9 protein-coding genes and 4 pseudogenes are annotated in these 16,273 nt (G+C 52.4%); 7 read left to right on the plus strand and 6 right to left on the minus strand.

Features of this window, described 5'->3' with window-relative positions:
* Positions 1 to 4 precede the first annotated feature (4 nt).
* The 6 genes and pseudogenes from JNO11_RS03990 to JNO11_RS04015 form a co-directional block, all read right to left on the minus strand.
* Positions 5 to 334, minus strand: coding sequence for a cytochrome o ubiquinol oxidase subunit IV (locus tag JNO11_RS03990; RefSeq protein WP_008924889.1), 330 nt, complete (start codon positions 332 to 334; stop codon positions 5 to 7).
* Positions 334 to 952: pseudogene (locus JNO11_RS03995) on the minus strand (cytochrome o ubiquinol oxidase subunit III). The gene JNO11_RS03990 and the pseudogene JNO11_RS03995 overlap by 1 nt, the downstream one beginning before the upstream one ends.
* Positions 952 to 2,935: pseudogene (gene cyoB / locus JNO11_RS04000) on the minus strand (cytochrome o ubiquinol oxidase subunit I). Before cyoB ends, JNO11_RS03995 begins: the two co-directional pseudogenes overlap by 1 nt.
* A 4-nt stretch (positions 2,936 to 2,939) precedes the next feature.
* Positions 2,940 to 3,866, minus strand: a complete 927-nt coding sequence (cyoA, locus tag JNO11_RS04005) for a cytochrome o ubiquinol oxidase subunit II (RefSeq protein ID WP_010255402.1) — start codon at positions 3,864 to 3,866, stop codon at positions 2,940 to 2,942.
* 445 nt (positions 3,867 to 4,311) lie between these two features.
* A complete protein-coding gene (ampG, locus tag JNO11_RS04010) occupies positions 4,312 to 5,802 on the minus strand; it encodes a muropeptide MFS transporter AmpG (RefSeq protein ID WP_010255404.1) in 1,491 nt (496 codons plus the stop codon).
* Between the two features lie 57 nt (positions 5,803 to 5,859).
* Complete coding sequence (locus tag JNO11_RS04015) at positions 5,860 to 6,438, minus strand: lipoprotein (protein WP_010255406.1); 579 nt, start codon at positions 6,436 to 6,438, stop codon at positions 5,860 to 5,862.
* 287 nt (positions 6,439 to 6,725) lie between these two features.
* Here JNO11_RS04015 and bolA point away from each other — a divergent pair, with 287 nt between their 5' ends.
* The 7 genes and pseudogenes from bolA to ppiD all read left to right on the plus strand — a co-directional run bounded on the left by bolA (position 6,726) and on the right by ppiD (position 16,153).
* The gene (gene bolA / locus JNO11_RS04020) at positions 6,726 to 7,040 is read left to right on the plus strand and encodes a transcriptional regulator BolA (protein WP_008924895.1); all 315 of its coding nucleotides are present in this window, start codon (positions 6,726 to 6,728) and stop codon (positions 7,038 to 7,040) included.
* 293 nt (positions 7,041 to 7,333) lie between these two features.
* Entirely contained in the window at positions 7,334 to 8,638 is a 1,305-nt protein-coding gene (gene tig / locus JNO11_RS04025; RefSeq protein ID WP_010255408.1) for a trigger factor, read from the plus strand.
* Positions 8,639 to 8,975: 337 nt separating this feature from the next.
* Positions 8,976 to 9,599, plus strand: coding sequence for an ATP-dependent Clp endopeptidase proteolytic subunit ClpP (clpP, locus tag JNO11_RS04030; protein ID WP_010255410.1), 624 nt, complete (start codon positions 8,976 to 8,978; stop codon positions 9,597 to 9,599).
* Positions 9,600 to 9,733: 134 nt separating this feature from the next.
* A pseudogene (gene clpX, locus JNO11_RS04035) lies at positions 9,734 to 11,007 on the plus strand (ATP-dependent protease ATP-binding subunit ClpX).
* Between the two features lie 186 nt (positions 11,008 to 11,193).
* Positions 11,194 to 13,548, plus strand: a complete 2,355-nt coding sequence (gene lon / locus JNO11_RS04040; RefSeq protein WP_010255415.1) for an endopeptidase La — start codon at positions 11,194 to 11,196, stop codon at positions 13,546 to 13,548.
* A gap of 214 nt (positions 13,549 to 13,762) precedes the next feature.
* Positions 13,763 to 14,035 carry a nucleoid-associated protein HU-beta gene (gene hupB, locus JNO11_RS04045; protein WP_009091701.1) on the plus strand — a complete coding sequence of 91 codons (273 nt, stop codon included), beginning with the start codon at positions 13,763 to 13,765 and terminating at the stop codon, positions 14,033 to 14,035.
* 248 nt (positions 14,036 to 14,283) lie between these two features.
* Positions 14,284 to 16,153: pseudogene (gene ppiD / locus JNO11_RS04050) on the plus strand (peptidylprolyl isomerase).
* Positions 16,154 to 16,273: the final 120 nt, after the last annotated feature.

Genomic DNA, 16,273 nt, shown 5'->3' on the forward strand with positions numbered 1-16,273 from the left:
CTCTTTAGTGAGGCATCATGTTGTAGTTGAGGTTCCACATGATCCACAGTGAGCCTACTACGACAATCAGGATGATGATGGCCGAGAAGACAATGGCTACCATGTTCCAGCCACCCTCAGATTTGCTGTCTAAGTGCAGGAAGTAGACCAGGTGAACCAGCACCTGAATCACCGCACATACCAGAACAACACCAAGGATAGTACCGTGAGATGCACTGCCATCCATTACCATCCAGAACGGGATCGCCGTCAGGATGATAGAGAGGATGAAGCCGATCATGTAGGACTTCACGCTACCGTGTGAAGCGCCATGTTCGTTAACAGAATGACTCATTACATGGCTCCCATCAGGTAAACAACGGTGAAGACGCAAATCCAGACCACGTCCAGGAAGTGCCAGAACAGGCTCAGACACATGATACGGGTGCGGTTAGTCGCGTTCAGGCCACGTTTGGAAATCTGGAACATCAGAACCAGCATCCAGATCAGACCTGAGGTCACGTGCAGACCGTGGGTACCGACCAGCGTAAAGAAGCCAGACAGGAAGCCACTGCGATCCGGACCAAAGCCTTCAGCAATCAGGTGATGGAATTCATAGATTTCCATCCCGATGAAGCCCAGACCGAACAGGAAGGTCAGCGCCAGCCAGCCGATAACGGCACCTTTTTTGCTCCTTGTTCATGGAGATAACAGCCATGCCGTAAGTGATCGAACTCAACAGCAGCAGGGCGGTTTCTACCAGAACAAACGGCAGCTCAAAGATATCTTTACCTGCCGGGCCACCGGCAGTGTTGTTGACCATGACAGCATAGGTCGCAAACAGGGTTGCGAAGATAATGCAGTCACTCATCAGGTAGATCCAGAAGCCAAAGACTTTATTGGCTCCTGCATCGTGATGCCCATGCTCCGCATGGGCGTCGTGGTGATGTTTAATCAGAGTTTCAGTTGACATTATTTCAGACCTGCTTTGCTGATTTCGTCAAAGTGCTGGTTCTCAATCTTCTGAACTTCGGCAACCGGAACGTAGTAATCCACGTCTTCGTCGAAGCTCTTCACGATCCAGGAAACGATCATGCCGAGGAATGAAACACCCGCCAGCCACCAGATATGCCAGATCAGCGCGAAACCCATTACCGTTGCAAATGCGCAGATGATAATTGCGGCACCGCTGTTTTTCGGCATATGAATCTCTTCATAAGATTCCGGCTGTTTGTACGCTTCGCCTTTCTCTTTCATTTCCCAGAAAGCGTCACGCTCATGCACATGCGGGATGACAGCAAAGTTATAGAACGGTGGTGGTGAAGAGGTTGCCCACTCCAGCGTACGACCGCCCCATGGGTCACCCGTCACATCACGGTTCTGATCGCGGTCACGTACCGAGACGTAGAACATGGTCAGCTGACACAGAATACCCAGCGCAATCAGACCGGCACCGCCCGCAGCTACCACCAGTAAGGTGTGGAACTGTGGATCGATATCCTGGCTCAGACGACGTGTCATACCCATGAAGCCCAGTGCGTACAGCGGCATAAAGGCAACGAAGAAGCCAATGATCCAGAACCAGAATGCGCGCTTGCCCCAGGTTTCGTTCAGGGTGAAGCCAAATGCTTTCGGGAACCAGTAGGTCACGCCCGCCATACAACCGAACACCACACCACCGATGATAACGTTATGGAAGTGTGCAATCAGGAACAGGCTGTTGTGCAGAATAAAGTCAGCACCCGGAACGGCCAGCAGTACGCCGGTCATACCCCCCTACAGAGAAGGTTACCAGGAAGCCAACGGTCCACAGCATGGCAGAGTGCATCTGAATGCGGCCCTGATACATGGTGAACAGCCAGTTAAAGATTTTAACCCCGGTCGGAATCGCGATGATCATCGTCATGATACCGAAGAAGGCGTTAACGTTGGCACCTGCACCCATGGTGAAGAAGTGGTGCAACCAGACGATAAACGACAGCACGGTAATGGCGATGGTCGCCCACACCAGTGAGGTATAACCAAACAGACGTTTTTTGGAGAAGGTCGCGGTAATTTCTGCGAACACACCAAACACCGGCAGTACCAGGATATACACTTCCGGATGGCCCCAGACCCAGATCAGGTTGACGTACATCATCATGTTCCCGCCCATTTCATTGGTGAAGAAATGGAAGCCGAGATAACGATCAAGGGTCAACAGCGCCAGGGTCACGGTCAGAACCGGGAACGCAGCGATGATCAGGACGTTGGTGCACAGCGCGGTCCAGGTAAATACCGGCATTTTGAACAGGCTCATGCCCGGTGCACGCATCTTCAGGATGGTCACGAAGAAGTTAATACCGGTTAAGGTCGTACCAATACCTGAAAGCTGAAGGCTCCAGATCCAGTAATCGACCCCGACCCCGGGACTGTACTCCGCGCCGGAAAGCGGCGGATAAGCCAGCCAGCCGGTCTGTGCGAACTCGCCCACACCCAGAGACAGGTTAACCAGGATCACACCGACCGCAGTAAACCAGAAGCTCAGGTTATTCAGGAACGGGAACGCAACGTCACGTGCACCAATCTGCAACGGAACCGCGATGTTCATCAGGCCAACCACGAACGGCATCGCCACGAAGAAGATCATAATCACGCCATGCGCGGTAAAGATCTGGTCGTAGTGGTGCGGTGGCAGAATGCCCGCTTCACCGGCCGAAGCCATAACCTGCTGGGTACGCATCATAATGGCATCAGCGAAACCACGAATCAGCATGACGAACGCCATGATGATGTACATGATACCCAGGCGTTTGTGGTCGACTGACGTCAGCCATTCAGACCACAGATATTTCCACTTACCAAAATAGGTGAGCGCAGCAACCAGCGCTGCACCACCTATCAGGATAGCGGCAACCGTAACCATGATAATCGGCTCATGGTACGGCACTGCATCAAGTGTTAATTTTCCGAACATCGTATTATTCCTCGGCTCCCGCGGAAGCGGCGTGACTCATGTCCATACCTTCATGTTTTGGCATGTCCATTTTCCCGTGGCTCATCTTGAACTTGTCGATGACTTGCATGAACAGTTTCGGATCAGCTGAAGAGAAATATTCCACCGGGTGATTTTCGCTTGGCACAGCCACTTTCTCGAAATCATCCATAGTGTTCAGCGTGTTAGGGGCTGCTTTAACTTTAGCCACCCACTGCTGGAATTCCGCATCGTCTTTGGTTGCAATGGCTTTAAACTTCATGCCAGAGAAACCACGACCACTGAAGTTCGCAGAGATACCGTCGAAAATTCCCGGCTCATTTGCAATCAGATGCAGCTTGGTCTGCATACCAGCCATCGCATAAATCTGGCTGCCGAGCGTTGGGATGAAGAAAGAGTTCATGACGGAGTTAGACGTGATTTTGAAGTTCACCGGAGTATTTGCCGGGAAGGCAATCTGGTTCACGGTCGCAATACCCTGTTCCGGGTAAATGAACAACCATTTCCAGTCCAGTGCAACCACATCGATCTCAACCGGTTTCACATCAGATTGCAGCGGTTTGCTGGGCTCCAGTGCGTGGGTTGATTTCCAGGTCAGCACGCTGAGGAAGAGAATGATCAGGATCGGAATGGTCCAGACCACGGCTTCCACTTTGTTAGAGTGTGACCAGTTAGGGCTGTACTTCGCATTCGTGTTGGACGCCCGATATTTCCAGGCAAACACCACGGCCATCAGGACTGCGGGGATGACGACGATCAACATCAGGCCAAAGGCAGTCAGTATCAGCGAACGTTGCTCCAGTGCAATCTGTCCTTTGGGATTTAACAATGCACTATCGCAGCCACTCATTAATAAAGTGCCTGCAATTAATGACAAAATCCCCAAACTTTTATTGTATTTACTGAGTCTCATTTAACGACCTCAATGACAAAGGGCTCTATTGTCGTTTAAGTGTGCGCGCATTTTACGGGAAGGTTTATGCAGTGTAAACCAGCTTAAGGATGTGTCAGATACGTGTTGACACCTTTTGCTAAGGGTGTCACAGATGTTGCGCCAGGTGACAAATAATTAACGCAGACAAGCAGTTGGCATCAATATAACAAAAACCAATGGAAGTAACCGTAAAAAAAATCAGGGAAAGGAATAACCCTTACTTTTAACTCCCAAATATTTAACAAGTCTGCATCATTTGCGCGATGAAATTTAACTAAAGTAATTGCTCACCGGTTTTTAGTATTTCCGCTACGCCTCCTCAGGTCATATTGTTATTTTTAAAAAATAACACGCGATGATAAATGGCGGCGACTTATCGGGGTGTCATAAAATAAGCCGCAGCCCGTAAACCTATCGATTTCACTTAAGCATCTGATGCAGGCAACGCAGGGGTTCTCTTCAGCGCCCGATAGTCCAGCAACACTCCCGAAAGCACCGCCAGCAGGGAGAGTGTCATACCCAGCTCAAACAGGCGGGTAAGCAGCGGTGTCAGCGCCGTCACGCCCAACGCATTCAGTGCCAGAGCCACCAGCCAGAGTGCCAGCACGCCGCATCCGGCTGCAAACAGACGATTAGTCCAGCGATAGCCATGAGGATAGTAGCTACGTGTCAGAAAATTGCCACTTTGCTCGACCTGATTCAATGTTTGTCGGCAGAAAGCCAGCAGCACCAGGCCCGGCAGACCCGCCATCACCGTGAAAGCATAAAAGGTCGGCCAGCCCCAGAGTTCCACCAGCCACCCCGCCGCCGGGCCAACATAGACCCGACCCACCGCTGAGAGCGCCGACAACAGGGCGAACTGGGTAGCGGAGAACGACTTATTGCACAGCGTCATTAACAGCGCCACAAAGGCCGCGGTGCCCATGCCGCCACAGAGATTTTCAACAAAGACCGCGCTGGCCATGCTCCACAACTGTTTATCGGTCACCGCCAGCAGCCAGTAACCAAAGTTCGAGACAGCCTGCAGCAGACCGAAAATCATTAGCGCCCGGAACAGGCTCAGACGCTGCATCAGTACGCCGCCATAGAGCGCGCCGATAATGGTCGCCAGCAGACCCAGCGTCTTGTTGACCAGACCGACGTCACCGGCGTTGAAGCCCACGCCGCGAATCAAAAAAGTGGTGGTCAGCGAGGCGGCAAACGCATCGCCCAGCTTGTAAAGAATAATCAGGGTAATCAGCAGCCAGGCGTTGTTGCGCTGAAAGAAATCTTTTAGCGGATCGACCACCGCCTGACGCAGTGAATGGGGTGTGGAGATACGGGTATCTGGCTCGCTCGCCACCAGCGTGGCGATAATGCCCGGCACCATCATCAGCGCCATCAGCCAGTAGGTTGCCTGCCAGCCGAGGTAGCGGTCAGCCAGCCACAACGCCAGCCCGCCGGAAATCAGCATTGCCAGTCGATACCCCAGCACGGTAATCGCCGCGCCGCTGCCACGCTCTTCAGGCGGCAGGATGTCCGTTTTCCATGCGTCAAAAACGATGTCCTGTGAGGCGGAGCAGAAGGCAATCAGCACGGCCAGCGCGGCCATCAGGGTAAGATCGCGTCCCGGTTGCAGAAATCCCATCGCGATTATCCCGCCAACCAGCGCCAGCTGACTGACCAGTAACCAGCCGCGACGTCGGCCCAGAAACGGCGGCGTATAGCGGTCCATCATCGGTGACCAGAGAAACTTAAAGACATAGGCCTGGCCGACCAGCGAAAAGAAGCCGATGGTTTTCAGGTCGACATTTTCCACCGTCATCCACGCCTGCAACGTGCCCGATGTCAGGGCCAGCGGCAGTCCGGAAGCAAAACCAAGAAGCAGCAATACGGCGGCGTTTTTCTGGCTGAAGAGGCGAAGATAGTGGTTCATGCGGATCCTGCAGATAACAAGAAGCCCTGCGCAAGGCAGGGCAGAGGAGAGACTGAATTAACGGGCGTTCTGCTTGATGAAGTCGTTGACGCTGGTGTCCTGAGCCATATCCGCGATCACATCGCTCATAGTGGCGTTCACCGCGTTGGTAATCTTCTGGTTATTGGCGTTGAACGCGCCTTCTACGCTGTAAGTCTGGCGGTAGTTTTTAACCTGTTTGTTGCCGTTTTTCGCTGTTGCGATAATAGAGATGTCCGCTTTGGTGGTGATGCTGTAGCGCACATTGCCCTGAGTGACGTCGGCATAGAGGTTGTTCACCACAATCTGCAGATCGACCGCGCCATTAGGACCAATCATATAGCCGCGTGCTGTCATCTGCTTCTCCAGCACTTCCTGCAGCAGGAAGCGCAGGTCACGCGATGACGTTAAGGTCACTAACTGACCATCACGGTTTACTTTTGCCAGCGCCTGATCTTTACGCTGGTCGGCACCGTTGATGCTGACAGTCACGCCCATCAGGCCTGGGTCCTGCTGCGGTAACTGAATTTTAGGCTGGATAGTCAGGGTGTTATTGCTGGTTGCACAGCCGGCTAAAATGAACGCAGCCAACAGTGGGAATAACAGTTTTTTCAACATACTTTTTCTCGTTGGTGTCAGGGGGGTTGGTTTGCAAAAACTGCGGTCATCATAGCATTGCCCGGCAGTGAAAAAAGCCCTGTTGCCGGGGAAATTGTGTCTGAAACCGTTTTAAGCCTCTTCTCTGACAGGTCGGTTTGCTGTTCGTTTCAGCTGCGTTATTATGCGTGCCGGAAGCGGCCTGACATAAAATGCAATATTTAGCGTGCGCTTGCGGGTAAGCGCACTAAAAGCGACTAAGATTGAATGAGATGGGGCACTGCGCTCGCCATTGAGGAGTAATAGCCATGATCCGCGAACAAATAGAAGAAAAGCTGCGTGTGGCGTTTCAGCCAGCTCATCTGGAAGTGCACGACGAAAGTTACCGGCACAATGTTCCTGCCGGATCGGAAAGTCACTTCAAAGTGGTCATCGTGAGCGACTGCTTTGCAGGCCAGCGCTTTCTGGCGCGTCATCGCCTGATTTATGGCGAACTGGCCGCTGAGTTAGCGGGCAGCGTACATGCCCTGGCCCTGCATACTTATACCCTGAAAGAGTGGGAAGGGTTGCAGGATACCGTACTGGCTTCGCCTAACTGTCGTGGTGCCGGAACACTCGCCTGATCTCCCTTCTCTGAAACGGCCTGCGGGCCGTTTTTTCTGTTATTTAGCGAAAAACGCGATCCCTGGCTCAAAAAAGCAGCAAACCTGCTGAAAAGTGGTGAGTTAGCATCCTCGACTCATTCCAGCGATGCCGCTATAATGCTGCGTCTATTTTTCCGGAATGTCTTCGGGACGCTTCTGGTAACAGGGATCAGGTTCTCTTCACGGAAGCCGTCCCGGTTGTTGGATACGGCGCATTTCACTATGTGTGGTGTCTGAAGTTGACCGAGCACGTGATTTTTTGAGGTAACAAGATGCAAGTTTCTGTAGAAACCACTCAGGGCCTGGGCCGTCGCATTACGATTACTGTCGCTGCTGACAGCATCGAAAGCGCTGTAAAAAAAGAACTGGTTGACGTTGCCAGGAAAGTTCGCATCGATGGTTTCCGTAAAGGCAAAGTGCCGATGAACATCGTGGCACAGCGTTACGGCGCTTCTGTCCGTCAGGACGTGCTGGGCGAGCTGATGACGCGCAACTTTGTTGACGCCATCATCAAAGAAAAAATTAATCCGGCTGGCGCACCGAACTACGTGCCAGGCGAATACAAAGAAGGTCAGGATTTCACCTACGCGGTTGAATTCGAAGTCTATCCGGAAGTTGAGCTGAAAGGCCTGGAAAACATCGAAGTCGAAAAACCTGTCGTTGAAGTAACTGATGCTGACGTTGATACCATGCTGGACACTCTGCGCAAGCAGCAGGCCAACTGGATCGAAAGCGACGCTGCAGCAGGTCCGGAAGATCGTGCCACTATCGATTTCAACGGTTCTGTGGATGGTGAAGAGTTCGAAGGCGGCAAAGCCTCTGATTTCGTTCTGGCCATGGGCCAGGGCCGCATGATCCCAGGCTTTGAAGAAGGCGTTGTGGGTCACAAAGCGGGCGAAACTTTCACTATCGACGTGAAATTCCCGGACGACTACCACGCAGAAAACCTGAAAGGGAAAGATGCGAAGTTCGAGATCGTGCTGAAGAAAGTTGAAACGCGCGAACTGCCAGAGCTGACTGAAGAGTTCATCAAACGTTTCGGCGTTGAAGATGGTTCAGTTGCCGGTCTGCGTACTGAAGTACGTAAGAACATGGATCGCGAGCTGAAAGGCGCTATCCGTAATCGCATCAAAACTCAGGCAATCGACGGTCTGGTTGAAGCGAACGAAATCGACGTGCCAGCTGCGCTGGTTGACAGCGAAATCGACGTTCTGCGTCGTCAGGCTGCACAGCGTTTCGGTGGCAACGAACAGCAGGCGCTGGAACTGCCACGCGAACTGTTCGAAGAGCAGGCTAAACGCCGTGTGGTTGTCGGTCTGCTGCTGGGCGAAGTGATTCGTACCCACGAGCTGAAAGCTGACGAAGCACGCGTAAGCACCATGATTGAAGAGATGGCTTCTGCGTATGAAGATCCGCAGGAAGTGATCGAGTTCTACAGCAAGAATAACGAGCTGATGAACAATATGCGCAACGTTGCGCTGGAAGAGCAAGCGGTTGAAGCGGTCCTGGCGAAAGCTAAAGTGACCGAGAAAGAGACCAACTTCCAGGATCTGATGAATCAGACCGCTCAGGCCTGATCACGCATTTAACCGTCTGTGCTAAGCCCGTGACTGAAAAGTCGCGGGCTTTTTTTGTGTTTTGCGTCCGGATAGCCACTCTTCGCCGCTATTTGTTTAATAAACAGGCGAATTATTCACGCATCGCTTTTTCCGGGTTAGCGAACAGGGAAAAGATTGTTATGCTTGAAACATGCGTGCAGCATCCCCAGATACAGGGAGTATGCAGAAATAAGAGTGAGGCTGGCTGATTAACCGTCCTGAAGGTGTCGGAAAAAGGCGCGGCGTGGAGTTTCCCGCGCGTCTTACGTAGAATCGGTACAGAATGTTGCCAATGAAATTTATCCAGGAGACGGTAATGTCATACAGTGGCGATCGTGAATATACAGCACCGCACAATGCGCTGGTGCCAATGGTGGTTGAACAAACTTCGCGTGGTGAGCGTTCTTACGACATCTACTCCCGTCTGCTTAAAGAGCGCGTCATTTTTCTGACTGGCCAGGTCGAAGACCACATGGCTAATCTGATTGTGGCGCAGATGCTGTTTCTGGAAGCTGAAAACCCGGAAAAAGATATCTATCTCTACATTAACTCGCCAGGCGGTGTCATCACGGCCGGTATGTCGATCTACGACACCATGAAATTTATCAAACCGGATGTCAGCACTATCTGTATGGGTCAGGCCTGTTCTATGGGTGCTTTCCTGCTGACGGCGGGGACCAAAGGCAAACGTTTCTGTCTGCCAAACTCACGTGTGATGATCCACCAGCCGCTGGGCGGTTATCAGGGGCAGGCGTCAGACATCGAGATCCACGCGCGCGAAATCCTTAAAGTTAAGCAGCGTATGAATGAGCTGATGGCTGAGCACACCGGTAAAACGCTGGAAGAAATTGAGCGTGACACCGAGCGTGACCGTTTCCTCTCTGCAAATGAAGCGGTAGAGTATGGATTAGTCGATTCAATTCTGACGCATCGCCAATAAGACCCGACTTACCGTTGTCCCTGGTCTATAGTTAACAGGACAACGGTACTATTATGGGTTGAATGAATTTCGGCCGTCTCCGCACGGCCTGAGCCGTACGCGGGTATGGCCTGAGAACAAGAAGAGGTTAACTGATGACAGATAAGCGCAAAGACGGTTCAGGAAAGTTGCTGTACTGCTCTTTTTTGCGGCAAAAGCCAGCATGAAGTGCGAAAGCTGATTGCCGGGCCGTCAGTGTATATCTGCGATGAGTGTGTTGACCTGTGCAACGACATCATTCGCGAAGAGATTAAGGAAGTTGCCCCGCATCGTGAACGTAGTGCGTTGCCAACCCCACATGAAATTCGCCATCACCTCGATGATTATGTCATCGGTCAGGAAAGAGCGAAGAAAGTGCTGGCGGTTGCGGTTTACAACCACTACAAGCGTCTGCGCAACGGCGATACCAGCAATGGTATCGAGCTGGGCAAAAGCAACATTCTGCTGATTGGCCCGACCGGTAGTGGTAAAACGCTGCTGGCAGAAACGCTGGCACGCCTGCTGGATGTGCCGTTTACCATGGCTGATGCCACCACGCTGACTGAAGCCGGTTACGTGGGTGAAGATGTTGAAAACATCATCCAGAAACTGCTGCAGAAATGCGACTACGACGTACAGAAAGCACAGCGCGGCATCGTTTACATCGATGAAATCGACAAAATCTCACGTAAGTCTGATAACCCGTCGATTACCCGTGACGTGTCAGGCGAAGGCGTACAGCAGGCACTGCTTAAACTGATTGAAGGCACCGTGGCTGCCGTTCCCCCCGCAGGGTGGACGTAAGCATCCGCAGCAGGAATTTTTACAGGTTGATACCTCTAAAATTCTGTTTATCTGCGGCGGCGCATTTGCCGGCCTGGACAAAGTGATCGCCCAGCGTGTTGAAACCGGATCCGGTATCGGCTTCGGCGCGACCGTGAAAGGGAAATCGCAGAAAGCCAGCGAAGGCGAACTGCTTGCGCAGTGTGAACCAGAAGATTTGATCAAGTTTGGTCTGATCCCTGAGTTTATCGGTCGTCTGCCTGTTGTTGCGACCCTGAGCGAGCTGAGCGAAGAAGCGCTGATTCAGATTCTGCGTGAGCCGAAGAACGCCCTGACCAAACAGTACCAGGCGCTGTTTAACCTGGAAGGCGTTGAGCTGGAGTTCCGTGACGAGGCGTTAACCGCCATTGCTAAGAAAGCGATGTCACGTAAAACCGGTGCACGTGGTCTGCGTTCAATTGTAGAAGGCGCGTTACTGGAAACGATGTATGACCTGCCTTCCATGGACGACGTGGAAAAAGTAGTGATTGATGAATCAGTTATTGAAGGTCAGTCTGAGCCCATGTTGATCTACGGTAAGCATGAAGCCCAGGCATCTGGCGAATAATTAAACAGATCGTCCATCTTGTCGTAATAAAAAAGGGGAAAATGTTTCCCCTTTTGCTTTTCTCGCCTCTGTGACGTTGAATGTCGGACAATCATCCCCATATACTCAGATACCTGTGGGTTTAACTGCATACCTGCCTGATGCGGTTCCCATCACCTGGCGGACATTAAACAAAGAGAGAGCTCTATGAATCCTGAGCGTTCTGAACGCATTGAAATCCCCGTGTTGCCGCTGCGCGACGTGGTGGTTTATCCGCACATGGTAATTCCGTTGTTTGTTGGCCGGGAAAAATCAATTCGGTGCCTTGAAGCCGCAATGGATCATGATAAAAAAATCATGCTGGTCGCACAGAAAGAGGCTTCAACGGATGAACCTGGCATTAACGATCTCTTCTCAGTAGGGACCGTTGCATCAGTATTACAAATGCTGAAACTGCCGGATGGCACCGTCAAAGTCCTGGTCGAAGGTTTACAGCGCGCCCACATTACGACGCTGGCCGATAACGGTGACCATTTTGTGGCACAAGCTGAATATCTGGTTTCGCCAGAGATTGAAGAGCGCGAGCAGGAAGTGCTGGTGCGCACGGCGATCAATCAGTTTGAAGGCTACATCAAACTCAACAAAAAGATCCCACCCGAGGTTTTAACCTCGCTGAACAACATTGACGATGCGGCCCGCCTTGCCGACACCGTCGCAGCACATATGCCACTGAAGCTGGCAGACAAACAGTCTGTGCTGGAGATGTCCGACGTCAACGAACGTCTGGAATATCTGATGGCGATGATGGAATCTGAAATCGATCTGCTGCAGGTTGAGAAGCGCATTCGCAACCGTGTTAAGAAGCAGATGGAGAAGAGCCAGCGCGAGTACTATCTGAATGAGCAGATGAAGGCGATTCAGAAAGAGCTGGGCGAGATGGACGACGCGCCCGACGAGTACGAAGCGTTAAAACGCAAAATCGATGCGGCAAAAATGCCGGAAGAAGCGCGCGAGAAAGCGGAAGCTGAGCTGCAGAAGCTGAAGATGATGTCCCCGATGTCCGCTGAAGCGACCGTGGTTCGCGGCTATATCGACTGGATGGTGCAGGTTCCGTGGAACGCGCGCAGTAAAGTGAAGAAAGATCTGCGTAAAGCGCAGGAGACGCTGGATACCGACCATTACGGGCTGGAGCGCGTGAAGGATCGTATTCTTGAGTATCTTGCGGTTCAGAGTCGCGTCAGCAAAATCAAAGGGCCGATTCTGTGCCTGGTCGGACCGCCAGGGGTAGGTAAAACCTCTCTCGGTCAGTCGATCGCCAAAGCAACCGGACGCAAATATGTGCGTATGGCGCTGGGTGGCGTGCGTGATGAAGCTGAAATCCGCGGTCACCGTCGTACTTACATCGGCTCTATGCCGGGTAAATTAATCCAGAAAATGGCGAAAGTCGGGGTTAAAAACCCACTGTTCCTGCTGGATGAAATCGACAAAATGTCCTCTGACATGCGCGGCGATCCGGCTTCAGCGCTGCTGGAAGTGCTTGATCCTGAGCAGAACATTGCGTTCAACGACCACTATCTGGAAGTCGACTATGACCTTTCTGATGTGATGTTCGTTGCTACATCGAACTCAATGAACATCCCGGCACCGCTACTGGACCGTATGGAAGTAATTCGTCTGTCGGGTTACACCGAAGATGAAAAACTGAACATCGCTAAGCAGCATCTGCTGACCAAGCAGATTGAGCGCAATGCCCTGAAAGCCAATGAAATTACGGTTGAAGACAGCGCGATTGTGGGCATTATCCGTTACTACACCCGTGAAGCCGGTGTGCGTAGCCTTGAGCGTGAGCTGTCGAAACTGTGCCGTAAAGCGGTTAAATCGCTGCTGATGGACAAGACGAAAAAGCACATCACTATCAATGGCGAAAACCTCAAGGATTTCCTGGGCGTTCAGCGCTTCGACTACGGTCGTGCGGACAGCGAAAACCGTGTGGGTCAGGTAACGGGTCTGGCATGGACCGAAGTGGGTGGCGATCTGCTGACCATCGAAACCGCCTGCGTACCAGGTAAAGGCAAGCTGACTTACACCGGTTCTCTGGGTGAAGTGATGCAGGAGTCGATTCAGGCTGCGCTGACCGTGGTGCGTGCCCGTGCCGAGAAGCTGGGCATCAATGGTGACTTCTACGAAAAACGTGATATTCACGTTCACGTACCTGAAGGCGCTACGCCGAAAGATGGTCCAAGTGCCGGTATCGCCATGTGTACTGCGCTGGTCTCCTGTCTGACCGGTAACCCGGTGCGGGCGGATGTGGCGATGACCGGTGAGATCACCCTGCGTGGTCAGGTGCTGCCGATTGGCGGGCTGAAAGAGAAACTGCTGGCAGCGCACCGTGGTGGCATTAAAACCGTGCTGATCCCTGACGACAACAAGCGCGACCTGGAAGAGATTCCACAGAACGTGATCGCCGATCTGGAGATCCATCCGGTGAAACGCATTGAAGAGGTGCTGAATCTGGCACTGGAAAATGCGCCATACGGTATGCAGGTTGTAACAGCAAAATAGTGATTAACGGCAAAAACCGTTAAAAAGCGGAGCTGGCAAGGCAATTGGCGCTTGCCAGCTTTTTTTTGTGCCGTTAATTTAGGTGGCTGCCGACGCGACGTTCTCAGAGAAATTCCGTTGTTTCGGCTCCACAGGCTTGATATAACTTGCTGCGCGTTCGCACCCTGCCGGATGCAGGGTACGATGTGAAATAATAAAAGAGGGGATGAAGAGAGTGAATAAGTCACAATTGATCGACAAAATTGCTGCCGATGCTGATATTTCTAAAGCTGCAGCGGGACGTGTTTTAGATGCATTTATGGGCTCAGTTTCAGATGCGCTGAAAGACGGTGATGAAGTGGCTCTGGTAGGTTTCGGCACATTCTCTGTGCGTGACCGCGCTGCACGTACCGGCCGCAACCCGCAAACCGGTAAAGAGATCACCATCCCGGCCGGTAAAGTACCAGGCTTCCGTGCTGGTAAAGCATTGAAAGACGCTGTCAATTAATAACAACGAATAGATTCATTGACGCATTTTCTTCAGTGGATTAGAGGACGATTAACCCGTTCTCATGTAACATACGGGCACATCAATCAGATGTGCCTTTTTTTGTTTTAACCGGTGAGAATCGGGCCGTAAGATGGACCTGGACCGGATTGAGACTGCCAGCTAAGCCAGCAGTTGCGTGAGTCGCCAGCCAATGGCGAATTGCGACCGAGCTTTACATTCACACTACAGCGGAGTGTTGCCATACCATGATGGACAATTTACGCGCGGCGTCGAACCATGTCGTGCTCAAGATTATTTTGGGGCTGATTATCCTCTCCTTTGTGCTGACGGGCGTTGGCAACTATCTGATTGGCGGCAATAACGACTATGCGGCCAAAGTTAACGGCCAGGAGATTAGCCGGGGACAGCTGGAGCAGGCGTTCAACAGCGAGCGCAGTCGTCAGCAGCAGATGCTGGGCGATCAGTTCTCACAGCTGGCCAGCAACGATGGCTACATGCAGCAGATTCGCCAGCAGGCGCTGTCGCAGCTAATCGATCAGGCGCTGCTTGATAGCTACATCAAAGATCTCCGCCTCAGCATCAGTGACGATCAGGTGAAGCAGGCTATCTTCAATCAGCAGGCTTTTCAGACCAACGGTAAATTCGACAATGCCAAATATCTGAGTCTGATCAGCAACATGGGCTTCAGCGCCGACCAGTATGCCGAAGCGTTGCGTAAGCAGCTCTCCAATCAACAGCTGATCAATGCCGTGGCTAACACCGACTTCACGCTGAAAGGCGAAGCCAGCAAACTGGTGGACCTGGTTTCACAGCAGCGTGAGATTCGTCAGGCGACGCTGGACGTCAATGCACTGGCGGCGAAGCAGGCCGTTACTGACGACGAAATCAGTCAGTATTATCAGCAGCATAAAACCAGCTTTATGGCACCTGAGCAGTTCCGTGTCAGCTACCTCCTGATGGATGCGGCCAGCATGCAGCAGGATGCCAGCGAGGCCGACATTCAGGCCTGGTACGACCAGCATAAAGCGGACTATTCGCAGCCACAGCGTACGCGCTACAGCGTCATTCAGACCAAAACTGAAGCCGATGCCAATGCGGTCCTGGCGCAGCTGAAAGCGGGTGCCAGCTTCGCTGACGTGGCAAAAGCCAAATCCATTGACCCGATCTCGGCGCGTAAGGGCGGCGATATGGGCTGGCTGGAACCCTCTACGACTCCGGATGAGCTGAAAAATGCCGGTCTGACTGAGAAAGGCCAGATGTCAGGCGTCATCAAATCTTCAGTGGGCTTCCTGGTGGTTCGTCTTGACGATATTCAGCCAGAGCAGGTTAAACCACTGGATGAAGTGCGCAGCGCCATTGCAGCGAAAGTGAAGCAGGAGAAGGGCGTTGATGCCTTCTACAAAGTGCAACAGAAAGTCAGCGAAGCGGCCAGCAATGACAATGAGTCACTGGCGGGTGCAGAGCAGGCTTCTGGTCTGAAAGCGAAAGAGACTGGCTGGTTCAGTCAGGATACGCTGCCAGATGAGCTTAACTTTGATGCGGTGAAGCAGGCGATCTTTAATGGCGGTCTGGTCGGGCAAAACGGCGCGCCGGGCAACAACTCCGATATCATCACTGTCGATGGCGACCGTGCCTTTGTGCTGCGTATCAGTGAGCATAAACCGGAAGCGGTAAAACCGCTTGAGCAGGTTAAGGCGCAGATCACTGACACGCTTAAGCATGATAAAGCGACGCAGCAGGCGAAAGCTCAGGCCGATAAGCTGCTGACCGATCTGAAAGCCGGTAAGCAGGATGCGCTGACTGCCGCAGGTCTGACGCTGAGCGCCAGCAAGACCGTTGATCGCAATGCGCAGGATCCGGTGGCACAGACTGCCTTTAACCTGCCTCAGCCTGCGGAAAATAAACCTTCCTGGGGGGGTCAGCGAAGATATGCAGGGCAATGTGGTACTGGTGGCGGTTGATAAAGTTAAAACCGGCAGCATGCCGCAGGCGCAGATTGACGAAATGGTCAAAGGCGTCACGCAGAATAATGCGCAGCTTGCGTTTGAAGCGTTACTGCAAAACCTGCGTAAAGAGGCCAAAATTAAGTACGGCGCTGCCGCACAAATGCAGTAAGCCTCGCAGAAACTGCGCAACGACTGTAACAATCAAAGGCCGCATTCGCGGCCTTTTCCATTTTTGAAATCCCGCTTTTGAGCCTTGTGTGCAGTAGTGCCACTCTGTCGCTGCTGTTTA

Source organism: Pantoea sp. 1B4 (assembly GCF_016925765.1).
GTDB classification, from domain to species: domain Bacteria; phylum Pseudomonadota; class Gammaproteobacteria; order Enterobacterales; family Enterobacteriaceae; genus Pantoea; species Pantoea agglomerans.